Below are 26,159 nucleotides of genomic sequence, written 5' to 3'. Positions count from 1 at the left end.
TTGCTATAATAGATAGAGTTTGATTTGACGGAGAAAGGACGGATCATCATGTTTGACCGTTTAAGTGTATTAGAAGATCGTTACATGCAATTGAATGAAATGCTCGCCGATCCTGAGGTGCTCAGTGACTCGACGAAGTTGAGACAATATTCGAAAGAGCAGGCACAACTAGAAGAGACGGTACAGATGTATCGTCAGTATAAAGAGACAAGCGAAGCGTTCAAAGAAGCGAAGGCAATGCTTGAAGACCGGACGCTCGACGCCGATATGCGTGAATTGGCAAAAGAAGAGATGAACCTCCTTGAGCCAGAAGTCAAAGAGCTAGAGGCGAAACTGCGGATTTTATTGCTTCCAAAAGACCCGAACGATGACAAGAACGTTATCGTCGAAGTTCGAGGAGCAGCAGGCGGAGACGAAGCGGCACTTTTTGCAGGAGATTTATATAAGATGTATACGCGATTTGCTGAACGTCAAAATTGGAAAGTGGAACTCATTGACGCGAACTATACCGAACTCGGTGGATTTAAAGAAGTCACGTTCATGATCAACGGAGCAGGCGCTTATTCAAAGCTCAAGTTTGAGAACGGAGCCCATCGTGTGCAGCGGGTCCCGTCGACTGAATCGGGCGGACGAATCCATACGTCCACAGCAACGGTTGCTGTTCTTCCGGAAGCAGAGGATGTCGAAGTGCATATCGATATGAAAGATGTACGAGTTGATACGTTCACTTCATCTGGTCCAGGGGGACAATCGGTCAACACGACGCAATCAGCTGTCCGCTTGACACACATTCCTTCAGGACTCGTCGTATCATGTCAAGATGAGAAGTCGCAGCATAAAAACAAGGATAAGGCGATGAAGGTCCTTCGAGCACGCCTGTATGATAAAATGCAAAGCGAACATATGGAAGAGTTGTCTGCTCAACGAAAATCGGCTGTCGGAACAGGTGACCGTTCCGAGCGGATCCGCACATACAACTTCCCACAAAGTCGTGTCACCGATCATCGGATTGGATTGACCCTTCAGAAGTTGGACCGTGTCCTAGCAGGTGAACTTGAAGACATTATCGACGCACTCATCATGGACGAACAGGCACGTCTGATGGAGGATGCGGAATGATGCGGATTGCCGCGCTACTTAAGCAGACGGAAGAACGACTAGTTGAAGCTGGGCGCGACCGTGCGGCTGCCGAGTGGTGGCTTATGCATGTGTTGCAAGTCGATCGCACCGGTCTCCTCGTTCGTTTGTCGGATGAATTGTCTTTAGATGAGGCGGCACGGTTCGAGGCGGGAATCGAGCGTTTATTGATGGGAGAACCGGTACAACACGTGATTGGTCATGCTCCGTTTTACGGGCGCTCGTTTGAAGTGAACCGGGATGTGTTGATTCCGAGACCAGAAACGGAAGAGTTGATCGACTGGGTACTTGGGCAACTTCGTCACATCAAGGATGATGAGATTGTCGATGTTGGAACAGGAAGCGGAGCAATCGCAATCACATTGAGCCTTGAGCTCGGAGTACGCGTGCAAACCGTTGATATTTCTCCGGAAGCAATAACGGTTGCAAAGCGGAATGCGACCGCTCTTGGTGCGAATGTACGATTTTATGAAGGCGACGGACTTGCACCGATTGGGGACCGCTCAATTCGCATCCTCGTCTCAAATCCGCCCTATATCGAGGCGGATGAATTGTTGGATGAGACGGTCGTCGGCTACGAACCGCATCTCGCCCTCTTTGGAGGGAAGGATGGGCTCGACATGTATCGACAATTGATTGCGGAGTCGGTGCGCGTCTTACGTGCCGATTGGCAGTTGATTGCGTTTGAAATCGGGTATAACCAAGGACAAGATGTGAAATCATTACTGTCTGAACGTTATCCTGAAGCAGAAACGGGTATTTTAAAAGATATAAACGGCAAGGACCGTATCGTCTATGCCGTAAGGGAAGGGATTGCGTATGGAAACGAAATGGATTAATTCGAATGAGATTGAAGAGGGGGTACGTCTTCTTCAAGCAGGTGAAATCATCGCCATGCCGACAGAAACCGTCTATGGTCTCGCTGGAGATGCCATGAACGATGTGGCAATTCGAAAGATTTTTGAGGCAAAAGGTCGTCCGTCGGATAACCCGCTCATCGTCCATATCGCTTCAATCGACCAAACGAGTTTGTTTGTCGATTCGATTCCTCCTGTTGCCAAACGCTTAATGGATGCGTTTTGGCCAGGCGCTTTGACGATCATCTTGCCTTCAAACGGACAAGCCTCTTCGCTCGTGACCGCGGGCCTCGATTCCATCGGACTCCGGATGCCGAATCATCCGGCAGCACTCGAGTTAATTCGTAAGTCAGGGTTAGGGCTTGCGGCTCCGAGTGCGAATCGTTCCGGACGACCTTCGCCGACAACTGCTCAACACGTCGCGGATGATTTGAACGGACGAATCGCAGGAATCGTGGATGGGGGTCCTACCGGAATCGGAGTCGAGTCAACCGTTGTGGATTGTACGGGTGACACGGTAACGATTTTACGACCAGGTGGTGTGACGCGAGAAGAAATGGAAGCTGTCATTGGACCGGTCGCCTTAGATGCCAATTTAAGTAACGATGAAGCCACACCACGATCGCCGGGAATGAAATATACGCACTATGCCCCAACGGCACCTGTTTTTTTAGTCGATGGCACACGTGAAGATTTGGAGCGTGTCATCGAGGAGCGGAAGCAAGCGGGGTTGCGAATCGGTGCACTCGTCTTCGACGAGAACCCGACACCGGCTGAGGTCACGTATTCACTTGGGACCTCGATGGAAGTGGCGGCGCAACGTTTATACGACGCGCTTCGTCGATTTGATGAAACAGACGTGGATGAGATTTATGTGAACACGATTGAACCGGTCGGAGTCGCACTTGCCGTATATAACCGTCTATACAAAGCAGCGGGCGGAAAGATCGTGCACCCGACGAAAGATGCCTAAAGACATAGAGGAGGACACGCGATGTCAATGAAACGCGTATTATTCATATGTAGTGGCAACACGTGCCGAAGCCCGATGGCGATGGCCTTGCTCCGTTCGAAGATGACCGGGGATGAGTTTGATATTCGCTCAGCTGGTCTACGGACGATGCAAGGATTCGATGCTTCAGAAAACGCACTGCAAGTTCTCAGAGAACGTGGGATTGAGCTCGATCATGTCACCCAGACGTTCGATGAAGTGTTAGGGAATTGGGCGGATATCATCTTGACGATGACACGCGCACACCGTGAACAAATTCGGGATACATACCCGGATTTGTCTGAGCGGACGTACACGCTCTATGAATTCGTGACGGGGCTTGAACGAGACATCAACGATCCGTTTGGCGGTTCGATGAATGTGTATCGCCAAGTGCGAAACGAGCTCGAACCACTCGTGAATCGACTTGTGTTAAAATTAACGAATGATGGGTCAAAGGTGACGAAACCACCGAGACGCCTACCAAAGAAGACGGGGGAATGAACGAATGAAAATTGCAATTGGCGCTGATCATGGCGGCTTCAACTTGAAGAAAGAAATCGTAGCCTTGCTTGAGGAACTCGGACATGAGTATAAAGATTTCGGGACGCACTCAGCGGACTCGATTGACTACCCGGATGTGGCCATCCCGGTCGCAGAAGCGGTAGCAGCAGGGGAGTTCGATCGTGGGATTTTGATTTGCGGTACGGGAATCGGAATCGGGATTGCGGCGAACAAAGTCAAAGGGATTCGTGCGGCACTCGTCCATGATTCATTCAGTGCAAAAGCGACACGTCAGCATAACGATTCGAACATCATGACGATGGGCGAGCGTGTCATCGGACCTGGTCTTGCACTCGACTTGGTGACGACGTGGCTCGATACGGACTTTGAAGGCGGTCGCCATTCAAACCGTGTCGACAAGATGAGTGCTTACGAATCGAAGTGAGTCAAATGAAGACGGAACTTCTCGGATTATTAACGGAGCTTCACGAACGGTTCCCGTTGAATGATGAGCGCATTCTCGTCATCGGATGCTCGACGAGTGAAGTGCTCGGAAAAACGATTGGGAAGGCAGGTTCCATTGATGTCGCAAGCGAATTGATGGAAGCATTCCTTGAATTTAGAGAAAAGACAAGTGTCCATTTGGCGTTTCAAGGGTGTGAGCATATCAATCGTGCCCTCACCGTTGAGCGCTGGACACTCAAACAGTTCGGTCTCACAGAAGTGACGGTCGTCCCGGTCCGATCGGCGGGCGGAGCGATGTCAGAGAAGGCTTATGCCAACTTTGATGAACCATGTGTCGTCGAATCGATTCAAGCAGATGCCGGGATTGATATCGGCTCGACATTGATTGGGATGCATTTGAAACCGGTCGCGATACCGGTTCGGTTATCATCGAAGCATCTCGGAGAGGCGTACGTCACGTTCGCAGTCACGAGACCGAAACTGATTGGTGGGCTACGGGCTCAGTATCCAAATAAATGAAGAAAGCATCGCATTTAGGTTTTTCGACCGAATGCGATGCTTTTTTTGTTCAAATTACAAATCTTCTCCAAAGAGATAGGAGATGACCATCGGGAAACGCTCGCGCCAGGCGAGCTCGTTGTGAACTCCTTCTTCAATCACTTCGAATCGGATGTGCTCGACCTTGTCTTTTAACAGGTTGTACACGCGTTCGCTCGACTCACGATACATCTCGTTCGTCGGTCCATTTTCAATCGGTTCCTCGACCTCTTTGGCGCCGACGTCTAAGTAAAGACGTTCCACTCCCTTCAAATCGCTCGCTTCAATCAATTGTTCCAGCTCGGTTTGGTTGAACCAAAATGCAGAGGACAGGGAAGCGACACGCTTGAAGACGTCTGGATACACACATGCTGCATATATCGAGATGAGCCCACCCATCGAACTCCCCATCATCGCTGTCGCTTCCGGGATCGTCCGATAGTCGGCATCGATTCGAGGTTTCAATTCCTGCGCGATGTATTCGATATAGGCGGAACCTTGCCCGCCGAGCACGATGTCACGTCCAAGCAAACTTTCCCCGATATAAGGGTTTTCCCATGGTCCATACTCATCGAGGCGTTGTTCGCCTGGTGCACTATCGAGGGCGACGACAATCATGTCGCGCTTCGAGGCATCTAAGTATTCACCGACGCGCCAGCTCATATTGTAGCTCGCATCCTCGTCATCAAAGCAGTTCTGTCCATCATGCATGTAGAGGACGGGATATCGTTTTTCGGACGTCTCATAGTCGGCAGGTGTGTAGATTCGGACCGTTCGTGTCCGTTCGAACGGTGTGATCGTCAGTTCTTTTGTCTCAATCATAAGTGGCCTCCTCACAGTTACATTCTTATTAATGATACCCAACTTTTCATCAGATTATTGCGATACCCAAAAAAACAAGCATGTGGTACGATGGGGGTGTTGATTTTTAGACATTTAGAGGGGGTCTTCACATGGTAAACACGACGAAGTTGAAAGTGCAGGATGCGGAATTATTTGAGGCAATGCAACACGAGCTCGGTCGTCAGCGCGACAACATCGAACTCATCGCTTCAGAAAACTTTGTTTCAGAAGCGGTCATGGAAGCGCAAGGAGGCGTATTGACGAACAAATATGCCGAAGGATATCCGGGACGCCGCTATTACGGTGGCTGTGAGTTTGTCGACGTTGCTGAGAACTTGGCGCGTGACCGTGCGAAAGAATTGTTCGGTGCAGAACATGCGAACGTACAACCACACTCGGGTGCACAAGCGAACATGGCGGTCTACTTCACGGTGCTTGAAGCAGGAGATACGGTTCTCGGAATGAACTTGTCTCATGGTGGTCACTTGACGCACGGTAGCCCGGTCAACTTCTCAGGTGTGCAATATAACTTCGTCGAATATGGTGTAGACAAAGAGACAGAACACATCGATTACGACGTCGTCGCTGCACTTGCGAAGGAACATAAGCCGAAATTGATTGTTGCGGGAGCATCGGCATATCCACGTACAATCGACTTCGCGAAGTTCCGTGAGATCGCGGACAGTGTCGATGCTTATCTTATGGTCGATATGGCGCACATCGCCGGACTCGTGGCAGCAGGTCTGCATCCGAACCCGGTCGAACATGCGCATTTCGTCACGACGACGACGCACAAGACGCTCCGTGGACCACGTGGAGGGATGATTCTTTGTAAAGAAGAGTTCGCCAAAGCGATCGATAAGTCGATTTTCCCAGGGATTCAAGGAGGACCGCTCATGCACGTCATCGCGGCAAAAGCGGTCGCGTTCGGTGAGGCACTCCAACCGGAATTCAAAGATTACCAACGTCAAGTCATTGCGAATGCACAAGCACTTGCGGCAGGCCTTGAAGAAGAGGGACTTCGAATCGTATCGGGCGGAACGGACAATCACCTCTTGCTCGTCGATCTTCGAGGAATCGACATCACAGGTAAAGCAGCTGAGCATACACTAGATGCAGCGGGAATCACGGTCAATAAAAACACGATTCCATTCGACCCGGCATCACCGTTTGTCACAAGCGGAATCCGTCTCGGAACGGCTGCGATGACGACTCGTGGCTTCAAAGAAGCGGATATGAAAGAAGTGGCACGTCTCATCGGGCGTGTGCTGAAACAACATGAAGACGAGGCGGTAATCGCGGAAGCACTTCAAGACGTGCGATCGTTAACGGCGAAGTTCCCGCTTTACCCTGAACGAGGCTGAGTCAATGGATATTCGGACACTAGCAGAACGAGAGCTATCCGAACTTCCATTGTTCGATATGACAGAATGGTTGGCTCGTAAAGGGGAATACGATCCGTCTTTCCGTCTTGTCGCCAGTGAGTTCGGTGTCATCACGACGCTCCTCGACCATGGCTATTATGAAGAAGCGAGTGAACGAATCGTGCCGCTCCTCGGGATGAAAGTGCCTGCTGCTTTCCATCGACTAGGTCTTGCGCTAGAAGTAAAGGCGAACGGAAAAAAAGCGGCCAAGCGCCGCTTTCGTTCGTTCTCGTCGGCTGTCATCCAACATTCGGATTTAGCCGAATGGCGACAGGCGTTCAAGTTCGATAAGAAATGGCTCGGACTCCCGCTTGTCGTTGGTCTTGCAGCTGTAGCGCTCGTATTTTGGCCAGATTCCGAACCGCCGGTCGTTACGCCGGACGAACCGGACGAAGTCGTTGTCGAGACGGTGACAGAAGAAGAAGCGCTCGCGGAACGTCTTGAAGAACTCGAGGCAGAAGTCGCCCGACTCGAAGAAGAGAATGAGAAACTTCAAGATTCGGACGAACAGAAGCCAAAGGAATCAACCGAAGAGGCACCGGACACATCAACGGATGTTGTACCGCTGGCTGAGGTAGAATCACTCGTCCAAGACAAACAGTATGAAAAAGCCGACCGCCTATTAGACGGGAAAGCGAAAGTCGGACAAGAACAAGCAGTTGGATTTTATCGACTTCTTGTCGACAATAAGTTAGGACAAGCAGACATTGCGGACTATGCGGCTTATCTCGAGTCGTATCCGGAATCCGGTTATAAGGCGGATGTCCTTTGGATGAAAGGGATTGCCGAGAAAAAAGCGAATGACCCGGCTTATCGTGAAACATTGACGACCGTTTCAGAGATGGAAGGGACGTATTGGGCACCGATTGCGAAGTCCGTGCTCGAAGAGTAAGGTGCTACATGAGTAGCGCCTTTTCTCATGAAATTCTAATGAAGTACACCACGATTTCTCGTTTTCCTGTCGTATGATTTGAGGTAGGAGGGATGCGTGTATGAAACGTGTAATGAAAACCATTGGAACAACTTTATTGGCGATCGGACTTATGGGAATCGGGCTTGCCGGATTTTTGTTCTTCACTTCACCTGGACAATCCAGCCTGTCGCAACTATCGCTAGCGGCGCTGGAAGTCGAACAGCAGATGGAACAAGTCGATACGAAGTGGGATGAATGGGAAGATGATTTAGAAAGACGAATCGAGCAAGCCGTTCCAGAAGGCGTTCGTCTGTTTTTTGCGGATTGAATTCGGGAAATGAATAACAGTACGTCGAGCCAACCGCTCGGCGTTTTTTCAAAGGAGTGAGCAGGATGCAGACGATTCTCGTCGTAGAAGATGATTCGAAGATTGCGCGATTACTGGAGTTGGAATTGAAGCATGCGGGATATGCGGTCATGGTGGCGACAGACGGTCGTACCGGTTTGGAACGAGCTCTCGCTGACGATGTCGACCTCGTGTTGCTTGACGTGATGTTACCTCAAATGAGTGGACTCGAGGTGGTCCGTCGTCTGAAAGAAGAGCGACCATTGTTACCGGTTCTGATGGTGACGGCCCGTGGCGATCGATACGACAAAGTGAGTGGGCTTGATCTTGGCGCAGATGATTACATCACGAAACCATTTGAAATAGAAGAGGTGCTCGCACGAATTCGGGCATTTTTACGAATGCGCCAGCTTGTTCGTCAGGACCATTCCGAACAGGTGTTGACGTACGACACATTGACTGTCGACGTGAATCGTCATGAAGTATATTGTGACGGAAAGAAAGTAGATTTGACTCGACGTGAGTTTGACTTGTTGGTTTTCTTTTTAGAGAATCCGGAGCGTGTTTTGACGCGTGACCAACTCGTCGAACACGTGTGGGGATTCGACTACTATGGAGATACGAATGTCGTGGACGTGTATGTCCGATACGTAAGGAAAAAACTGACCGGCTCTTGGATTCAAACGGTTCGTGGTGTCGGCTATATGTTGAAGCGTGGTGAGTGACCGATGCTACGAACAAAAATTGCGTGGGCGATGACAGGGTTTATGCTGTTGCTTCTTCTCGTCTCCTTTGGCGTGACCTGGTTCGTCGCCAGACAGGAAATTGTCGATTCGCGTTTTGACGTGTTACTGCAGGCGTTGAATCTCTTGGAAGAAGATGTCCGTAATAGCGATGCGGTATTGTCGCTTCATGAGGACAGTGTCGTGTTAGAACGTCAAGAAAACGGCGAATGGGGAATCATCGGAGGAGAAGTGCCAGACGGAACGACGTTTCCCATCAATTACGGGGAACCGGCCCTCATCGATGATTGGTTTGTGGTCGCGACGACGGATGGACTAGCGTTCGGCTTTCAGGATCGAGATGTGAGCAATACGATTCAAGCGCTCGCAACCATTTTTCTCGTCATGTTCTTCCTTGCCGTTCTCTTGACGTTCCTCGGGACGTGGTGGATTTTACGTCAAGGTCTGTCACCGTTACGCCGATTGACAGAAACGATGGAACGGATCACGGAGTCCGGTAAGTTAGAGACAATCGAAGTGGCTGACCGAAAGGATGAAGTGACGACTCTTTCGGACGGATTTAATCATATGATCGAGCGAGTCGAAGGGACGATGGAGCAACAACGTCGTTTCGTCGCCGATGTTTCACATGAACTCAAGACACCGTTGACCGTCATCGAGGGCTATGCGAAGTTATTACAACGATGGGGACAAGAAGATGTGAGTGTACGTGCCGAAGCGATTGACCATATTTTAACGGAGTCGCGTCAAATGCGACATGATTTGATTGAACCGATGCTCGAATTGAATCGATTTGCTGCACTCGAACAGGTAGAGCGAGAAGAAATCGATTTAGCTGAACTTGGGGAATCAATAGGGGAACGTTTTTTGCGGTCGCACGGCGTCCATTTACCTATTGAAGCTACAGGAAGCTGGTTTGGTCATCGTGAGTCGTTACAGCGGATTCTTGTCATCCTATTAGACAATAGTTTGAAGTATGCGGAAGAGACGAGCCTTCATTTGAAGAGTGATCGAATTGAGGTACGCGATCGAGGACCCGTTCTAACGGATGATGTGAGGAATCGGCTGTTCGATCGATTCTACCGATTAGATGAAGCGCGTGATCGCAGTGGGAGCGGTCTTGGTCTCGCGATTGCGAAAGAAGTGGCGGACTTGAATGAGTGGACGATAGGAAGTAGATCGAATCATCCGGATGGCAGTATATTTTTCCTGACTCGATGATGAATATTTCGCATTTTCTCATCAACTTCTAATGAAGCCTTAAATATGCTCTCACGGAAGAGGCTTATGATGAAAATAAGAAGAACACATCATGAGGAGGAAACAAACATGAAACGCATCGGTTGGATTATCGGCGCATTATTAGCTGTCATGGCAATTGTTGGAATTGGATTTTACGTAAACGGGAATCAGACGGATACGGTCATTGTTCCACAAGCAATCAATCAAGCGAGTGACGATCGATCAACGGACAACCCAGATGACCCTGCTACATCGGATGGCTCAAGTAGCGCATCAGATGATTCGTCAGCAGCGCGAGTGGGAGATGGAGACGACTATAAACTATACGGGACGCTCGTGAAGTTATCGAAAGAAGATGTCACCATCAGCTTCAACGGAAAAGAGTCGACATACCCTTTAGCGGCGACACATGAAATCGATGACGATACACCGCAAGTGGGTGACCGGGTAAAACTCGAATTGAACCGAGATGATGAAGTGAAGGAAGTGGACCGTGAGAGTGGTGATGATGATGCGTATATTTACGGCACGCTCGTCAAACTCACAAATCAAGAAGTCACGATTAAGATCGATGGGAAAGACAACGTATATCCACTTGCCGCACGTTCTGAAATCGATGATGACACCCCGCGTGTCGGCGACTTTGTCAAACTTGAACTAAATCAAGATGGGGCGGTCATTGAAGTCGACCGTGAATCGGAGGACGACCAGAATGAACAAGATGATTCTTCGCAGGACGACTCATCTCAAGATGACTCACCTGAAGATGAGCGAGAAAACGACTGATGGTGTAACGAAAAGGACTAATCTTTTGATGGATTAGTTCTTTTTTTGTGGCTAGATGTTAAGGCATAAAATGAATTGGACCGCTTTGGTTAAATCATCAGAAACGTAATAATTCTGAAATCATCACAAAAATAGGTTATATGTTATGATGTACAAGAAAAATTTAGGTGGTTTCCACCTAATTGGGAATGAGGAGGGACATCAATGCGTACGTATTGGGGAATCTTACTCAGTTGTATCTTGTTGAGTGGATGTGGTGCCGAGACGTTGAACGCAATCGAATTACGTCCTTTGTCTTCCTATCGAGTCGAGCAAGATCCTGAGATACTATTAACGAAACAAACACAAGAGAAACTGCTTACATACTGTGAGCATCGTCCGACAGATGTCTTGCCCGAGCGACGAGCCATGGTGGCGGAAGTGACGTTTCATCATCCGCTCTATGAAGTACTCGGCTCCAAAACAGTGAAATATTTTGCAGCGGGAGATGAACGGTACCTCACTTGTGCGAACAGCAATGAGTTGATGGAGCGAACTTTTGCTGTGGAGCCCATTCAAGCGTATGAAGCGCTTGAGCCAGAGCGGTTTCAAGAGTCGAACGTAGTTTCGACGATTGAGTTTGAGCGTATCGACGAACTTAAAGCGGTGACCAGTACGTTCAACTTGAACGAGACGCATGAAGAAGTGATATCCGATTCAGTTTTTCGTTATAAGACGCCAGATACGGGGGCAATCTATGTGACGTTCGAGACGATTCGAAACGGACGCACACTTGACCCAATCATTGAACCAAAACTATACCCGTTTCAAAGCGGAGAAAATGAAGGGTATGTCTTCTTGACGAGGCGGGCCGATGATCGTCTCACCCTTCAAATCGGAGAGGCGTCCTCGCTCAAACAACTCGTCCTACCGAATATATATGAGGCTCCTTATATGAAAGTCGATCCGAAAGAAGAGATTTCACTAAAGGGAAATCATCGCGAACTCATGAAACGCATCATCTTATCGGACCGACCGATTGAAGGGGATGTGGCTGAAGAGACGTCGTTATCGTTATCGAAAACATATGGAACGGTCCTTGAAATTTGGGGACATGTCCGCCGTCCTGTGACAAACAAGATGTCCACGCGCCCGGCCGAAGGAGAGACGCGCCTGGCCGTTTTTGAATCGGATCAAGATACAATCTGGTTAGATGGACCGAAAACGCAAGAATTGTTTGACGCCTTGTCTCATATTCAGTCGCATGAAAAACCGTCTGTAGCTGTCAAAATAGGAGACTTGCATCTGTATGAAGAATTGACTGAGCAATCCTTTGATGTATGGAAAACGGAAACAGAACTCTATTTAGTCGATCAACACACATCGCAATCGTATGAACTTCCGGCCAATGACTATTTCCAGGTCATTCAACCATAAGTGGCGTCTGACCTTTGAGAAAATAGAAGTTGGCTCTACCCATCTCAACAGAGTTAGGGTACAATGCTCGAGAGAGAATGAGAGAGGAGTGAAGCAAGATGGGAAAAGTACATGTTTATGACCATCCTTTGATTCAGCACAAAATGACGATTATGCGTAAAGTAGAGACGGGGACGAAGCAGTTCCGTGAACTCGTCGACGAAGTTTCTTCACTTATGGCATACGAAATCACGCGCAGCCTACCCCTAACAGACGTAGAAATCGAGACACCGGTCTCTGTTTCCACTCAAAAGATGATTGCCGGCAAGAAATTGGGAATCGTCCCTATTTTACGTGCAGGACTTGGTATGGTGGATGGGTTCCTCAAAATGATGCCGAACGTAAAAGTCGGTCATATCGGTCTTTACCGTGATCCGGAAACGCTTGAGCCACACGAATACTACTTGAAACTTCCGACAGACGTCACAGAACGCGACTTTATCGTCGTTGACCCGATGCTCGCGACTGGTGGTTCTGCTGTTGATGCAATCGCATCACTCAAGAAACATGGAGCGAAGTCAATCAAGTTGGCATGCCTCTGTGCAGCACCAGAAGGCGTAGAACGTGTACAAGCAGAACATCCGGATGTAGAGATTTATCTTGCTGCACTCGATGAAAAATTAAATGACCACGGTTATATCGTTCCTGGACTTGGGGATGCGGGTGACCGTTTGTTTGGTACGAAGTAATGACTTAAAAGCGAGAATCGCCTGTGCGATTTTCGCTTTTTTTGACGAATGACACGAAAAATATTTATCATTTACAGATGTCACAAAATAGACACAAAACGAGAGCGAGAAGAATGACGAACGAGGATGGAATATATCTATTCTTTCTTATTTAAATAGAATTCTGCTATTTCGGATAGGTAACCAGTGGTGAGGAAGCGATTTTGAACCGGATGAGATTCCTCACAAAAAAATGGGCGAAATCGCTCGACATGGTAAAAACATCCTCGGTATACTGATACAGGACGTTGAAAACGATTTCAAAATGAAGTCAACCGACGTTTCGTAATTCTTTGTGAACGTAAGCGTTTACCGATTGAATTTTCCAAAACGTGGGGGTATAACTGAACTATTCTTCATCTGATTCCGTTTGTGAAATGTTATAAAGTCAACATTTTTATTTCAACGTTTCTTCACACTTTCTTTAAAAAGTGCCTCGATCGTTTAGTTTGTGAAGTGCGTAAAACTATTGATACGACTTGATTTAAAGCGCTTTTATAATTGTGAAATTCATTGACTTCTTATGCCATTTCTATTACTCTGAACTTGTGTGACTTTTGATGGTCACGCGAGTGTGAATTCGTAAAGAATAAGGAAGCACGTGAGACTCGAAAGGGGGGGGTTGGATGGCGAAAAAAGACAATCGTTATCTATCCTATGCCTCGCTCGCTTCACAAATCTCGACAGCACTTGCTGGACCGATTGTCATCGGTTATCTCGTCGGACAGTACGGCGAAAGACGTGAATTTTGGGGCACGTTTGGTTGGAATGTGTCGATTATCCTTGGACTCGTGTTCGGGGTTACGGCGCTAGTTCTCACCCTTCGGAGTTTATTGACAGGAGAGGACGAATGAATACGATTCAAGCAGACAGAAAAGCACAAAAAGAGTTGATGAAGCGTTATACGAAATGGTTTACCATATGGTTTGCAATTTTGTTAGTTGGCGCCTTCATCGTCCCGATGTACAAAGCCGTTTTTCTCGGAGTGTTCATCGGTGGGGTCGGAAGTCTCATCATTCTACATATGCAGAATCGAAGTGTCATACGCATGTATGACGTCATCGAACATGGACGACGACCAAAGTCGCACGGGACCGTTTCAAGAATGGCGGTCGGTGCGTTAGCAGTGATAGTCGGTCTTCTCTACGAGGATCGAGTGTCCGTCATCGCGGTGGTAACTGGTCTAATCGCCGGCCACATCATACAATTTGGCGAGTTTACACTTGCCCAGCTCAGCAGGAAAAGAGGTGAATATTAATGGGTCATGAGTTTCCCACATATTCTCTGCACTTTGGGGACTATACGTTATACGGGAGCTGGACGAACGTCATTACAGTGTTAATAGCAGCGTTACTCGTCTTCGTATTCGCCATCTGGGGAACAAGACGTTTAGCTATGAAGCCGACTGGCAAACAAAACTTCATGGAATTCTTCGCGGAGTTCGTGCGTGGAATCATCGCAAGTGCGATGGACTGGAAGACAGGAGGACGCTTTATCGGATTTGGGATGACGTTGATTTTGTTCATTCTCTTCTCAAACTTGATGGGTCTACCGTTTAACGTCATTTCCGGACACTATCTGTGGTTCAACTCACCGACGGCCGATCCTTACGTAACCTTGGCGTTGTCGACACTCGTCGTTGCAATGTCGCACTATTACGGGGTGAAGCTACACGGGTTCAAGCACTATTCAGCGGAATTCGTAAAACCAGTCTGGTTCTTGCTTCCGATCAAATTGATCGAGGAGTTTGCGAACACGTTGACACTCGGTTTGCGTCTATACGGTAACATCTTTGCCGGTGAAATCATGATTACCATCATCTTGGGACTCGCGATTACAGCCGAAGGCACACTCAACCCGCTCGGTGCAATCTTTGCGGTCTTCCCAATGATTCTATGGCAAGGTTTCTCAATCTTTATCGGGGTTATCCAATCCTACATTTTCCTGACGCTTGCAATGGTGTACATCGGGCACAAAGCTTCGGCCGAACATTGATTCGGACATCTCGCCAAAGCGTTACAATCAAATTATTTACTTAACTTTTAGGAGGAATATACACAATGGAACAACTTAATCTTCTCGCAACAGCACTTGTTATCGGACTTGGAGCACTCGCAGCTGGTATCGGTAACGGTTTGATCGTATACGGAACAGTACAAGGACAAGCACGTCAACCAGAACTCAAAAACGAACTTCGTCAAACAATGTTCATCGGTATCGGTTTGGTTGAGGCCCTCCCGATCATCGGTGTGGCTGTCGGTTTCCTTCTCCTCAACTCTTGATTCCGAGTTAACGAGAATAGCATGAGAGGGAGCACGTCTCCCTCACTTATTTAGTCAAGAGGAGGGTATGCATGGATACGATGATGATTGCAGCTGGTGCTGGCGGCGAAGGCCTCCGCATTCTGGATATGATCTTTACAATTTTCACATTCCTCGTACTCTTGGCCCTGTTGAAGAAATTTGCTTGGGGACCACTCCTTGGAATGATGAGACAGCGTGAAGAGTATGTAGCGAACGAAATTGAACTCGCTGAAAAGAGCCGCAAAGATGCGGAACATTATGTCGTTGAACAACGTGACGCACTCAGTGCAGCACGTACGGAGTCAAAAGAAATGCTCGACGCAAGCCGTCGACAAGCAGAAGCAGAACAAGCACGCTTGGTGGAGCAGGCGCGTTTGGAAGCCGAACAAATTAAAATCGAGGCAGAGAAAGCGATTGAGCGTGAGCGTGAGCTTGCGAAACAATCTCTTCAAACGGAAGTCGTCACACAGGCGCTTTCGGCAGCACGCCACGTCCTTCAATCAGACCTTAAAGGCGATGAAGCGAAACAACGTGCCCTCGTCACAGACTTCCTGTCTAAAGCGAAAGGTGCGAACTGATGAACGCATCACTAGCAAAACGCTATGCCAAAGCGCTCTTCGACTTAGCGCGGGAACAAGGCACGCTCGACCAAGTCGAAGCGGAAGTGCGTCTGCTCGATGAAGTGCTCCACGCGACTCCTGAACTCATGGATCTCTTAACGAATCCGGCAGTCAGTGACAGCGAGCTTGCACAGCTTTTAAAAGACAGCTTTGGTGATATGACGGCGATTGTCGTGAACACACTTCTCGTCATGGTCGAAAACGACCGTGCGGCAGAGGTTCGCGCATTGCCACGTTACGTCCGCGAATTGATCAACGACTATCGTGGAATTGCAGAGGGTATTGTCACAAGCGCCTACCCATTGTCGGCAACAGACTTGAAAGACGTCGAACTCGTCTTCGGACAGAAGCTCGGGAAGACGCTCCAATTGAAGAACGTCGTCGATGAAGAAGTCATCGGTGGACTCCGTGTCCAAGTCGGATACACGACGTACGATGATACGATTGAAACGAAATTGACACGCCTTGAGCGTGAATTGTTGAATGCGTAAGAAATAGGGGTGAATTCAATGACAATCAAAGCTGAAGAAATCAGCGCCCTGCTAAAAGAACGAATCGCTTCGTACGGTTCTGAAATCGAAGTCAGCGAGACAGGTACAGTCATTCAAGTAGGTGACGGTATCGCTCGTGCACACGGACTCGATAACGTTATGGCGGGGGAACTCGTAGAGTTCTCTAACGGCGTAATGGGCTTGGCGCAAAACTTAGAAGAAGGTAACGTCGGGATTATCATCCTTGGCGATTACAAAGGGATCAAAGAAGGCGACTCTGTCAAACGTACAGGTCGCATCATGGAAGTACCAGTCGGTGAGGCGCTCCTCGGACGTGTCGTCAACCCACTCGGACAACCAATCGATGGTCTTGGACCAATCGTGACTGACAACTATAACCCGATCGAGCGTAAAGCTTACGGCGTTATGGCTCGTAAATCGGTTCACGAACCACTTCAAACAGGAATTAAGGCGATTGACGCCCTCGTTCCAATCGGTCGTGGTCAGCGTGAGCTCATCATCGGTGACCGTCAGACAGGTAAAACATCTGTTGCCATCGATGCGATCATCAACCAAAAAGAAGAGAACATGATTTGTATCTACGTTGCAATCGGTCAGAAAGAATCGACTGTACGTGGCGTAGTAGAGACGCTTCGTCAAAACGGCGCGCTCGACTATACAATTGTCGTTTCGGCATCGGCATCACAGCCGGCACCACTTCTTTACCTCGCGCCATTCGCTGGGGTATCGATGGGTGAGTACTTCATGGACCGCGGACAACACGTCCTCGTTGTTTATGATGACCTTTCGAAACAAGCGGCAGCTTACCGTGAGCTCTCGCTCCTTCTCCGTCGTCCTCCAGGCCGCGAAGCCTACCCAGGGGATGTCTTCTACCTCCACTCACGCCTTCTTGAGCGTGCAGCGAAGTTGAACGACGAACTCGGTGGTGGTTCATTGACAGCACTTCCGTTCATCGAGACACAAGCATCGGATATCTCAGCATATATTCCGACAAACGTTATCTCGATCACAGACGGTCAGATCTTCCTTCAGTCGGACCTCTTCTTCTCTGGGGTACGCCCAGCGATCAACGCCGGTCTCTCGGTATCGCGTGTTGGTGGTTCGGCTCAGGTGAAAGCGATGAAGAAAGTTGCTGGTACACTTCGTCTTGACCTCGCGTCTTACCGTGAGCTCGAAGCGTTCGCTCAGTTCGGATCAGATCTCGACAAAGCGACACAATCGAAGTTGAACCGTGGTCAGCGTACGGTTGAAGTCTTGAAACAAGACTTGAACGCACCGCTTTCTGTAGACAAGCAAGTCATCATCATCTACGCACTCACGAAAGGTCATCTCGATGACATCCCAGTCACAGACATCCGTCGTTTCGAAACAGAAATGAACGCATGGCTCGACCAAAACCGTAAAGACCTCTGCCGTGAAATCCGTCAAACAGGAAACCTTCCTTCAGACGAGGCAATGGTCGACGCAATTACGGAATTCAAAAAGACGTTCTCGCCATCGGTTTAATCCGGTGACGAGCGTCTATTAAGGTGGTGAATCGAAATGGCATCATTACGTGAGATCCAGATGCGGATCACCTCGACCCAAAGCACGAAGCAAATCACGAAAGCGATGAACATGGTGTCGGCATCGAAGTTGAACCGGGCCCAAGGGAACAACGCCAACTTCAAGCCGTACATGGACAAGTTGCAAGAAGTCATCTCGTCGATCGCCGGTGGTACATCAGGCGCGACACACCCGATGCTTCAAGTACGTCCCGTCAAACGGACTGGTTATATCGTCATCACGTCAGATCGCGGACTCGCAGGTGGATACAACGCCAGCGTCTTGCGTGACGTGTACCGTGAACTCAAAGACAAGCACACATCAACAGATGAGTACCGTCTTTACGTAATCGGAAAAGTCGGCGTCCAGTTCTTCAAGTCACGCAACATTCCGGTGTATAGCGCGATGACAGGGCTAAACGACCAACCAACTTTTGTTGAAGTCGCAGAAATCGTCAAGCAGACGGTTGGTGCCTTCAGCGAGAGCGAGATTGATGAATTGAAGCTTTGCTACAACTCGTTCATCTCGGTCATCAGCCAAGAAGTGAAGATTCAACAATTGCTCCCGCTCGGGGATATCGAACAGTCCGCATCCAATGTGATGTATGAATACGAACCAGAAGAAGAAACGATCTTAGCGGCGCTCCTCCCACGTTATGCGGAAGGACTCATCTATGGTGCATTGCTCGACGCGAAAGTATCAGAGCACGCAGCACGGATGACGGCGATGTCGAGTGCGACAGACAACGCGGATGAACTCATTCGCGGACTCAAGCTCAAATTCAACCGCGCGCGTCAAGCAGCGATCACACAAGAAATCACAGAGATTGTCGGAGGTGCGTCGGCGCTTGAATAAGCGCACGCTCTCTAGATTGTAGGAGGCTAACACGATGAACGAATACGGCATGAAAGGCCGCGTAGTCGCAGTCATGGGCCCAGTTATCGACGTTAAGTTCGACAACCACTTACCGAACATCTACAACGCTCTCAAAGTCACACACGTGGCAGCGACAGCAGACGATGTTAGTGTCGACTTGACGCTTGAAGTAGCTGTTCACCTTGGTGACGACACGGTCCGTACGATTGCGATGGACTCAACTGACGGCGTTCGCCGCGGTATGGAAGTACTTGACTTAGGATCACCGATTTCGGTACCAGTTGGAGAAATGACACTTGGACGTGTCTTCAACGTTCTCGGTAATCCAATCGATGATAAAGAAGTGGCAGCTGACGTGCTTCGTGCACCGATTCACCGTCAAGCGCCAACATTTGACGAATTGTCAACGAAAGTTGAAATCCTTGAAACAGGGATCAAAGTCGTCGACCTTCTCGCACCATACATCAAAGGTGGTAAAATCGGCCTCTTCGGTGGTGCCGGTGTAGGGAAGACCGTCCTCATCCAGGAACTCATCAACAACATCGCGCAAGAGCACAGCGGGATTTCTGTATTCGCAGGAGTCGGTGAGCGTACGCGTGAAGGAAATGACTTGTTCCACGAGATGACGGACTCAGGCGTTATCAAGCAAACAGCGATGGTCTTCGGTCAAATGAACGAACCACCTGGTGCACGTCTCCGTGTTGCCTTGACTGGTTTGACAATGGCAGAATACTTCCGTGACGAGCAAGGACAAGACGTTCTTCTCTTCGTTGATAACATCTTCCGTTTCACACAAGCAGGTTCTGAGGTTTCGGCCCTTCTCGGACGTATGCCATCGGCGGTAGGTTACCAGCCGACACTTGCGACAGAAATGGGTATGCTTCAAGAGCGAATCACATCGACTGCAAAAGGATCGGTTACTTCGATTCAAGCGGTTTATGTACCAGCCGATGACTATACGGACCCGGCTCCGGCAACAACGTTCGCCCACCTTGATGCCACAACAAACCTTGAGCGTCGTCTTTCGGAGATGGGGATTTACCCAGCCGTTGACCCACTCGCATCGACTTCACGCGCCCTCTCTCCTGAAATCGTAGGGAAAGATCACTATGAAGTCGCACGTAACGTTCAACAGACGCTTCAGCGTTACAAAGAACTTCAAGACATCATCGCCATCCTCGGGATGGATGAGTTGTCTGAAGACGACAAACTCACGGTTCACCGTGCACGTCGTATTCAGTTCTTCTTATCACAAAACTTCCACGTGGCTGAGCAGTTCACGGGCCAAAAAGGTTCATACGTGCCAGTCAAAGAGACAGTACGCGGCTTCAAAGAGATCCTCGAAGGTAAACACGACGATCTTCCTGAAGATGCATTCCGTCTCGTCGGTCCAATCGAAGACGTCATCGAAAAAGCGAAGACGTTGGTCTAAGACCTACGCGGAAGGGGGAAACTAGACGATGAATACTGTTCACGTCAACGTCGTCACCCCGGATGGTGCAGCCTTTGAAGGAGACGCACGAATGGTCATCGCCAAATCGGTCACTGGTGAGCTCGGTATCTTACCGAAGCACATCCCGATGGTGACGCCACTCGACGTCTCAGTCCTCAAGCTGCGCCACGAAGATGGTGGACGCACGCTGATCGCAATCAGCGGCGGTTTCATGGAAGTTCGTCCCGACACGGTGACGATCTTAGCTGAAACAGCCGAAATGGCGGATAAGATCGACTATGACCGCGCTTCTGCGGCGAAGGTTCGTGCCGAGCGTCGTCTTCAAGACACGAAGCTCTCGGAACTCGAATTCCGTCGTGCGGAACTTGCGCTCAAAAAAGCGATCAACCGCTTAAGCATTCGCGATATGAAAGAATAAGAATGACTCTCACACGAAAGTGTGGGAGTTTTTTGTTGTTTTTTGAAAAAATGGGTCTTTTGTCGTGTTTCTAAATGATGGGACTAGTAAAAAATATATGGGAGAAGACCGATAATAAAGGTGGGAACTATCGTAAAGGAGATTAGGGAATGAAAGTTTACGTTGCGCGACAACCAATTTTTGACCAACAGTTACGCGTTTGCGGCTACGAATTGTTATATCGCCGCAGCGAAAATAATATTTTTGAGAACGTAGATGATTCGTTGGCAACGGCTGACGTCATTCATAACGCTTACCTTGTGTTCAATTTTCGGGAATTGACAGAAGGGACGCGTGCGTTCATCAACTTCCCTCAAACGTTGATTGAAGGGGAAGTGCCTTCGTTGCTACCGCGTCAATCGCTCGTCGTCGAAGTGCTCGAACATGTCGAACCGACGGAAAAGCTATTACAGTCTCTCCGCTCTTTGAGACGTCAAGGTTATACGATTGCATTGGATGATTTCGTATTTGAAGAGAAGTATCGCCCATTGATTGGACTCGCCGACATCATCAAAATTGACTATCAAGCGACCCCGGTAGACCAGCAGCAAAAATTGATTGATGCGCTCGGACACCGAATCGAATTTTTGGCGGAAAAAATCGAGACACCCGCAGAGTACGAGATTGCGAAACGACTCGGATATAAGATGTTCCAAGGATACTTCTTTAGTCGTCCCATCGTGGAGCACGGGGCCGAAGTCCATCCGTTGCGTCACACGCTCATTGAAATGTTAAAAGAACTCGATCGTCCGGAACCGAGCTTCCGACGGATTTCAGCGCAAATTGAGCGAAGTGTCGACTTATCCTATAAGATGCTCCGTACGGTCAATACGGTGTATCAAAAAGGTCGACATACCATTCAATCCATCGAGCAAGCCGTTGCACGAATCGGACTAGATGAGTTGAAACGATGGTCGTATTTGATGCTCTTACGGGAGATGCAGACCTCTGAATCGAAAGAACTAATCAAACAGAGTGTCATCCGTGGGAAAATGATGGAGTTGATTGCGGAGGATACATTGACAGATGTATTACCGTTTGATGCATTCATTACAGGAATCTTCTCATCACTCGACGTCATTCTCGATGAGGCGATGCAAACGTTGATTGCAGAGCTTCCGGTGGCGCCTCCTGTAAAGGCAGCGTTACTCGGTGAACAGAATGGTTTGCGAAAGTTGTTAGAGGATGTGATCGCCTACGAACAGTTGACGATTCCACTCCATAACACAGATTCGGATTGGTCTCAATATTACGTCGAAGCGATTCGATGGTCTCGTAGCCTTGACGAGTCGATTGAATAATGTTTGAAATATGTGAGGGGCGTCAATTACTGTAGTAAAGCCTTACTGCTGATGATGTCCCTTTTGGTGTGCTTGTAGAAAAAGTGAGTTGATCGAATGGTTCAAACCGCTCGAAGCTTAAGACCCTAAGTCTTTTTTTCTCTAACATGTCATGATATGATTGAAAATGGTACGAATTTTAGAAAAGAGGGGAATCGTCGATGGTCAATACCGTATTTTCGCTAGCGATTTATATCATAGCGATTTACGTTGCTTGGTGGGCACTCTTACCCGTCAAATGGGACAAGTTGCTCAATCAAGTGAGGAGTCCGCAAGCTGCTGTCTTGCGCGTTCTCGTAGCGGTTGTCTTCGGTTCGCTGATTGCCCAGTTTTTTTTGGAGTACATCCGACTGGCGCAGGCGCTCGCACCTATGCAGTAGTCGCAGAATATTTAACAAACTGTAATCCTGCTGTAACGACTCCTATATGATTATCATGTAGGATAAATTCGTCTGACATGATGTTTTTCATTCAGTTTGCACTTATTTATTATTCAATTTGATTGTGAATGAAAACCCATCACGTTTTACAAACCATTCAAATAATCGACATCATCACATCCGGAATCGGATATCGACGCACTATATAAAAAACAATGAAGTTGGAGGACAAAGAGAGATATGAAGGATTTGATCGTAGTCCGTGGAGGACGTAAACTGTCAGGTACTGTGCGTGTTGAGGGAGCAAAGAACGCCGTACTCAAAACATTGGTTGCCACTCTATTAGCTAGCGAAGGAAAATCAATCTTACAAAACGTACCACGTCTTGCTGACGTGTACACGATTAACAAAGTACTTCGTCACCTCGGTGCAGAGGTATCGTTCAATGAAGAAAAGAATGAAGTAACTGTCGATGCGTCGGGCGACATCAAAGATGAAGCACCGCTTGAATACGTGCGAAAGATGCGTGCTTCAATCCTCGTCATGGGACCTCTTCTTGCCCGTCTCGGTCACGCTCGTGTAGCGATGCCAGGCGGATGCTCAATCGGATCACGTCCGATTGACCTCCACTTAAAAGGATTCGAAGCGATGGGTGCGAAAACGGTCATCGGAAACGGATTCGTGGAAGCTTCTGTAGAAGGCCGTCTCCAAGGCGCTAAAATCTACTTGGACTTCCCATCTGTTGGTGCGACAGAGAACATCATGATGGCAGCTGTGCTTGCAGAGGGTACGACTATCATCGAGAACGTTGCAAAAGAACCTGAGATCGTCGACCTTGCGAACTTCTTAAACGGAATGGGCGCACACGTTCGCGGGGCAGGTACAGAAACGATCCGCATCGAAGGTGTCGAAACACTTCGCGGTGCAGAACACTCAATCATCCCTGACCGCATCGAAGCAGGCACGTTCCTCGTCGCAGGGGCAATCACAGGTAGTGACATCGAAGTCATCGGTGCAGAACGTGAGCACCTTCGTCCATTGATTTCAAAAATGGAAGAAATGGGTGTCCACTTCGAGGATACGGCAGAAGGCATGCGTGTCACGGCACCAGATGAATTGAAGCCGGTTGATGTGAAGACGATGCCACACCCGGGATTCCCGACAGACATGCAGTCACAAATGATGGCACTCGTCTTGAAAGCGGGCGGTACATCTGTCATCACGGAAACGGTGTTTGAGAATCGCTTTATGCACGTCGAAGAGTTCCGTCGTATGAACGCGGACATTAAGATTGAAGGACGTTCGGCAATCGTCAAAGGTGGCGTACGCCTTCAAGGAGCGGAAGTTGTCGCAACGGACCTTCGTGCCGGAGCAGCACTTATTCTAGCAGGTCTCATCGCGGAAGAAGAGACACGCGTTGGAGATTTATATCATATCGACCGTGGATACGTTGACTTCCACAAGAAACTTCAAGCACTCGGTGCTGACATCGAGCGTATTGAAGGAACTGTCGAAGTTGCTGAAGAAATGGTTCAGAACTAAGAAACGAGCACGAATGAGAGGGCGAGGAGAGACTCTTCTCGCTCTTTTCAATGAAGAAACGAACGGAGGAACCTATACATCATGTTTTCAAAAGATATCGGGATTGATTTAGGGACAGCAAACGTTGTCATTCACGTCAAAGGGAAAGGAATCGTCTTAGACGAACCTTCAGTCGTTGCGATAAAACGCTCTACAGGAAAAGTACTAGCAGTCGGTGCAGAAGCGTATGAGATGGTTGGTCGTACACCTGGTGATATCGTGGCGATCCGTCCTCTCCGTGACGGAGTCATCGCCGATTTCGCCACAACAGAAGAAATGCTCCGTCACTTCATCGAGAAAATTCAAGTCCGAGGCTTCTTCGGGGGAATTCGCATGCTGATTTGTACACCTGCGAACGTCACGCCGGTTGAAGCAAAAGCCATTCGTGAAGCTGCTGAGAAAGCTGGCGCGAAAGAAGTCTTCCTCGCCGTAGAACCAAAAGCGGCAGCAGTCGGTTCAGGCATGGATATTTGGAAGCCGGTCGGTCACATGATCATCGATATCGGTGGTGGGACGACCGACGTCGCCATTTTATCAATGGGAGACATCGTCTGCGGTGAAACCATTAAGATTGCAGGGGATCGCTTCGATACGGACATCCTTCGTGCCATCAAAGAGAAGCATAAGCTGATCATCGGAGAACGTACGGCTGAACAAATCAAGAAAGAAATCGCGACGGTCTTCCCAGGAGGGCGTAACGAATCGATGGATATTCGTGGACGTGACATGGTACGTGGATTGCCTCGTACGGTGACTATCACGTCAGAAGAACTTCGTGAAGCGATGGCTGAATCAGCTAATGAAATCGTCGAAGCAGCGAAGCGTGTCCTTGAACAGACACCACCAGAACTTGCAGCGGATATCATCGACCGCGGAATCATCATGACAGGTGGGGGGTCACTCCTTCACGGTCTTGATCAACTTGTCGCAGAACGTGTCATGTTGCCGGTCATGATGGCCGAGGAGCCGACACTCAGTGTTGCGCACGGAACGGGAATCATGCTCGAAAACTTAGATCGATTGAAATAAACAGACAAGCGATCGCGCGAGCGGTCGCTTGTTTTTGTATATTCAACTCGACACTTCAGAGAGAAGTGCCAACACGTTGCCTTCAGAGTCTCTAAAGAAACCCATCCATGTTTCTGTTGTATCCATTTTTGCCACACAGTGTGGTTCGTCAATGAAAGTTACCCCTACATTTTCCAACTGTACATAAGCGTCATCGATGGATGCGACACTCAAATAGAGGATTGGACTTGATTTTGCAAATACATCATTCTCAGGAGGGGACAACATGAGGCGTACGCCACCGCAGTCGAAGAATGCGAGCAATCCTGCTTGAAAGAGAAAGGGTACCTCAAGCGTGTCTCGATAGAATTGAACGGCACGGTCTAACTCTTTGACAGGGATGTAGATTTGTTTGATTTGTTGAATGAGGCTCATGGGATTCATCCTTTCAATATGTATTTGAAACAGGAAGGGGTAACTCTGATTCAAGTTGACGTTGTAGACGGTTGGTAAGTCCTGTTGGGTGAGACATTAAGTCGATAGAAATATGTAAGGGGAATAGGGTATGTAAGTCGCTAGGATAATATGAGCCATCCCGAGGTAACGTATGATTGACAATCCGAGAGACCCCTGAGGATTGGTCAATGTGTAAGACGATTGGAGCAGACATTCCGGTCCCTCGCTCAAGTTGTTGATGGTTAGGATAATATTCTTGTAGGAGCACCCATACATACACTTCCTGTCGAGTCGTACTCGTCCCGAGGATTTGATAGCTGGCATAAACATCCCCACCAAAATGAGGAGACATGACTTGAGTTGTCAAGTATCGCTCCAACACGTTCTGATTGACGTCGACGGATTGGGTAAGCGTGACAAATGATTCATCCGTCAAGGCAGCATAGAACACAGCACTCAATATCCATGTACAAAATGTCGTTATAATCAACTTTTTCAAATAAGCGCCTCCCAATACCGATGTGATGAATCATATATGTCCATCATATCTAAAGAGGATACGAATATATAGGTCATTCGTGGGAAAAATTGTATATAATAGAATCATTAATCAATGAGAGGGGAATCATGATGGCACCGATTCACTAATGAACTGAA

At 48.6% G+C, this 26,159-nt stretch carries 31 protein-coding genes; 28 read left to right on the top strand and 3 right to left on the bottom strand.

Translation table 11 applies throughout. The features are described from left to right. The first annotated feature begins 48 nt into the window (after positions 1-48). The 6 genes from prfA to BV910_RS13015 are packed head-to-tail and all read left to right on the top strand — an operon-like array spanning position 49 to position 4,473. Positions 49-1,119: a peptide chain release factor 1 gene (gene prfA / locus BV910_RS13040; RefSeq protein ID WP_078147952.1), complete on the top strand. Its 1,071-nt coding sequence runs from the start codon at positions 49-51 to the stop codon at positions 1,117-1,119. Beyond that, the gene (prmC, locus tag BV910_RS13035; RefSeq protein ID WP_078147671.1) at positions 1,116-1,976 is read left to right on the top strand and encodes a peptide chain release factor N(5)-glutamine methyltransferase; all 861 of its coding nucleotides are present in this window, start codon (positions 1,116-1,118) and stop codon (positions 1,974-1,976) included. The genes prfA and prmC overlap by 4 nt, the downstream gene beginning before the upstream one ends. Beyond that, entirely contained in the window at positions 1,957-2,967 is a 1,011-nt protein-coding gene (locus tag BV910_RS13030; protein ID WP_078147670.1) for an L-threonylcarbamoyladenylate synthase, read from the top strand. Before prmC ends, BV910_RS13030 begins: the two co-directional genes overlap by 20 nt. A 21-nt stretch (positions 2,968-2,988) precedes the next feature. Then, the gene (locus tag BV910_RS13025) at positions 2,989-3,489 is read left to right on the top strand and encodes a low molecular weight protein arginine phosphatase (RefSeq protein WP_012727381.1); all 501 of its coding nucleotides are present in this window, start codon (positions 2,989-2,991) and stop codon (positions 3,487-3,489) included. Positions 3,490-3,493: 4 nt separating this feature from the next. Beyond that, positions 3,494-3,934 carry a ribose 5-phosphate isomerase B gene (gene rpiB, locus BV910_RS13020; protein WP_012727380.1) on the top strand — a complete coding sequence of 147 codons (441 nt, stop codon included), beginning with the start codon at positions 3,494-3,496 and terminating at the stop codon, positions 3,932-3,934. Continuing rightward, positions 3,931-4,473: a TIGR01440 family protein gene (locus BV910_RS13015; RefSeq protein ID WP_078147669.1), complete on the top strand. Its 543-nt coding sequence runs from the start codon at positions 3,931-3,933 to the stop codon at positions 4,471-4,473. The genes rpiB and BV910_RS13015 overlap by 4 nt, the downstream gene beginning before the upstream one ends. Positions 4,474-4,527: 54 nt before the next feature. Here BV910_RS13015 and BV910_RS13010 read toward each other — a convergent pair whose 3' ends face one another. Next, on the bottom strand, positions 4,528-5,313 hold the full coding sequence (locus tag BV910_RS13010; RefSeq protein ID WP_078147668.1) for an alpha/beta hydrolase: 786 nt from the start codon (positions 5,311-5,313) through the stop codon (positions 4,528-4,530). A gap of 131 nt (positions 5,314-5,444) precedes the next feature. Here BV910_RS13010 and glyA point away from each other — a divergent pair, with 131 nt between their 5' ends. The 22 genes from glyA to mreB all read left to right on the top strand — a co-directional run bounded on the left by glyA (position 5,445) and on the right by mreB (position 25,067). Beyond that, complete coding sequence (glyA, locus tag BV910_RS13005) at positions 5,445-6,698, top strand: serine hydroxymethyltransferase (protein ID WP_078147667.1); 1,254 nt, start codon at positions 5,445-5,447, stop codon at positions 6,696-6,698. Positions 6,699-6,702: 4 nt separating this feature from the next. Beyond that, positions 6,703-7,650: a hypothetical protein gene (locus tag BV910_RS13000; RefSeq protein WP_078147666.1), complete on the top strand. Its 948-nt coding sequence runs from the start codon at positions 6,703-6,705 to the stop codon at positions 7,648-7,650. Between the two features lie 100 nt (positions 7,651-7,750). Further along, the gene (locus tag BV910_RS12995; protein ID WP_031422247.1) at positions 7,751-7,999 is read left to right on the top strand and encodes a hypothetical protein; all 249 of its coding nucleotides are present in this window, start codon (positions 7,751-7,753) and stop codon (positions 7,997-7,999) included. 65 nt (positions 8,000-8,064) lie between these two features. Beyond that, positions 8,065-8,742: a response regulator transcription factor gene (locus BV910_RS12990; protein WP_031422249.1), complete on the top strand. Its 678-nt coding sequence runs from the start codon at positions 8,065-8,067 to the stop codon at positions 8,740-8,742. A gap of 3 nt (positions 8,743-8,745) precedes the next feature. After that, entirely contained in the window at positions 8,746-9,981 is a 1,236-nt protein-coding gene (locus tag BV910_RS12985) for a sensor histidine kinase (RefSeq protein WP_078147665.1), read from the top strand. Positions 9,982-10,089: 108 nt separating this feature from the next. Then, a complete protein-coding gene (locus BV910_RS12980) occupies positions 10,090-10,788 on the top strand; it encodes a hypothetical protein (protein WP_078147664.1) in 699 nt (232 codons plus the stop codon). A gap of 204 nt (positions 10,789-10,992) precedes the next feature. Then, complete coding sequence (locus tag BV910_RS12975) at positions 10,993-12,204, top strand: hypothetical protein (RefSeq protein ID WP_078147663.1); 1,212 nt, start codon at positions 10,993-10,995, stop codon at positions 12,202-12,204. A 98-nt stretch (positions 12,205-12,302) separates the two neighbouring features. Further along, complete coding sequence (gene upp / locus BV910_RS12970) at positions 12,303-12,932, top strand: uracil phosphoribosyltransferase (protein WP_012727364.1); 630 nt, start codon at positions 12,303-12,305, stop codon at positions 12,930-12,932. A gap of 665 nt (positions 12,933-13,597) precedes the next feature. Continuing rightward, positions 13,598-13,825 (top strand): hypothetical protein, encoded by a 228-nt coding sequence (locus BV910_RS12965; protein ID WP_012727363.1) that lies wholly within the window; start codon positions 13,598-13,600, stop codon positions 13,823-13,825. Continuing rightward, on the top strand, positions 13,822-14,229 hold the full coding sequence (locus tag BV910_RS12960) for an ATP synthase subunit I (RefSeq protein ID WP_078147662.1): 408 nt from the start codon (positions 13,822-13,824) through the stop codon (positions 14,227-14,229). The genes BV910_RS12965 and BV910_RS12960 overlap by 4 nt, the downstream gene beginning before the upstream one ends. Continuing rightward, entirely contained in the window at positions 14,229-14,966 is a 738-nt protein-coding gene (gene atpB / locus BV910_RS12955) for a F0F1 ATP synthase subunit A (RefSeq protein ID WP_078147661.1), read from the top strand. Before BV910_RS12960 ends, atpB begins: the two co-directional genes overlap by 1 nt. Before the next feature lie 65 nt (positions 14,967-15,031). Further along, the gene (gene atpE / locus BV910_RS12950) at positions 15,032-15,253 is read left to right on the top strand and encodes a F0F1 ATP synthase subunit C (RefSeq protein ID WP_012727360.1); all 222 of its coding nucleotides are present in this window, start codon (positions 15,032-15,034) and stop codon (positions 15,251-15,253) included. Positions 15,254-15,324: 71 nt separating this feature from the next. Continuing rightward, entirely contained in the window at positions 15,325-15,852 is a 528-nt protein-coding gene (gene atpF, locus BV910_RS12945) for a F0F1 ATP synthase subunit B (protein ID WP_012727359.1), read from the top strand. Then, positions 15,852-16,385 (top strand): F0F1 ATP synthase subunit delta, encoded by a 534-nt coding sequence (locus BV910_RS12940; RefSeq protein WP_012727358.1) that lies wholly within the window; start codon positions 15,852-15,854, stop codon positions 16,383-16,385. The genes atpF and BV910_RS12940 overlap by 1 nt, the downstream gene beginning before the upstream one ends. An 18-nt stretch (positions 16,386-16,403) precedes the next feature. Further along, on the top strand, positions 16,404-17,912 hold the full coding sequence (atpA, locus tag BV910_RS12935) for a F0F1 ATP synthase subunit alpha (protein WP_078147660.1): 1,509 nt from the start codon (positions 16,404-16,406) through the stop codon (positions 17,910-17,912). Between the two features lie 36 nt (positions 17,913-17,948). Beyond that, positions 17,949-18,806 carry an ATP synthase F1 subunit gamma gene (gene atpG / locus BV910_RS12930; RefSeq protein WP_074035890.1) on the top strand — a complete coding sequence of 286 codons (858 nt, stop codon included), beginning with the start codon at positions 17,949-17,951 and terminating at the stop codon, positions 18,804-18,806. Between the two features lie 34 nt (positions 18,807-18,840). Beyond that, on the top strand, positions 18,841-20,259 hold the full coding sequence (atpD, locus tag BV910_RS12925) for a F0F1 ATP synthase subunit beta (protein WP_078147659.1): 1,419 nt from the start codon (positions 18,841-18,843) through the stop codon (positions 20,257-20,259). A gap of 28 nt (positions 20,260-20,287) precedes the next feature. After that, a complete protein-coding gene (locus tag BV910_RS12920; protein WP_012727354.1) occupies positions 20,288-20,698 on the top strand; it encodes a F0F1 ATP synthase subunit epsilon in 411 nt (136 codons plus the stop codon). A 149-nt stretch (positions 20,699-20,847) separates the two neighbouring features. Next, positions 20,848-22,038 carry an EAL and HDOD domain-containing protein gene (locus tag BV910_RS12915; RefSeq protein WP_078147658.1) on the top strand — a complete coding sequence of 397 codons (1,191 nt, stop codon included), beginning with the start codon at positions 20,848-20,850 and terminating at the stop codon, positions 22,036-22,038. Positions 22,039-22,238: 200 nt separating this feature from the next. Then, positions 22,239-22,457, top strand: coding sequence for a DUF1146 family protein (locus BV910_RS12910; RefSeq protein ID WP_078147657.1), 219 nt, complete (start codon positions 22,239-22,241; stop codon positions 22,455-22,457). Positions 22,458-22,697: 240 nt separating this feature from the next. Beyond that, positions 22,698-23,999, top strand: a complete 1,302-nt coding sequence (murA, locus tag BV910_RS12905) for a UDP-N-acetylglucosamine 1-carboxyvinyltransferase (RefSeq protein WP_012727351.1) — start codon at positions 22,698-22,700, stop codon at positions 23,997-23,999. An 81-nt stretch (positions 24,000-24,080) separates the two neighbouring features. Continuing rightward, entirely contained in the window at positions 24,081-25,067 is a 987-nt protein-coding gene (gene mreB, locus BV910_RS12900; RefSeq protein ID WP_078147656.1) for a rod shape-determining protein, read from the top strand. A gap of 42 nt (positions 25,068-25,109) precedes the next feature. Here mreB and BV910_RS12895 read toward each other — a convergent pair whose 3' ends face one another. Both BV910_RS12895 and BV910_RS12890 read right to left on the bottom strand, forming a co-directional pair. After that, positions 25,110-25,481 (bottom strand): VOC family protein, encoded by a 372-nt coding sequence (locus tag BV910_RS12895; RefSeq protein ID WP_078147655.1) that lies wholly within the window; start codon positions 25,479-25,481, stop codon positions 25,110-25,112. A 13-nt stretch (positions 25,482-25,494) separates the two neighbouring features. Further along, positions 25,495-26,001, bottom strand: a complete 507-nt coding sequence (locus BV910_RS12890; RefSeq protein ID WP_031422268.1) for a hypothetical protein — start codon at positions 25,999-26,001, stop codon at positions 25,495-25,497. Positions 26,002-26,159 lie beyond the last annotated feature (158 nt).

The sequence above is a fragment of the Exiguobacterium sp. HVEsp1 genome, from assembly GCF_002009685.1.
Taxonomy (GTDB): Bacteria; Bacillota; Bacilli; order Exiguobacteriales; family Exiguobacteriaceae; genus Exiguobacterium; species Exiguobacterium profundum.
The sequence above is the reverse complement of the archived record's forward strand: the minus strand, read 5'-3'. Positions and strand labels throughout refer to the sequence as shown.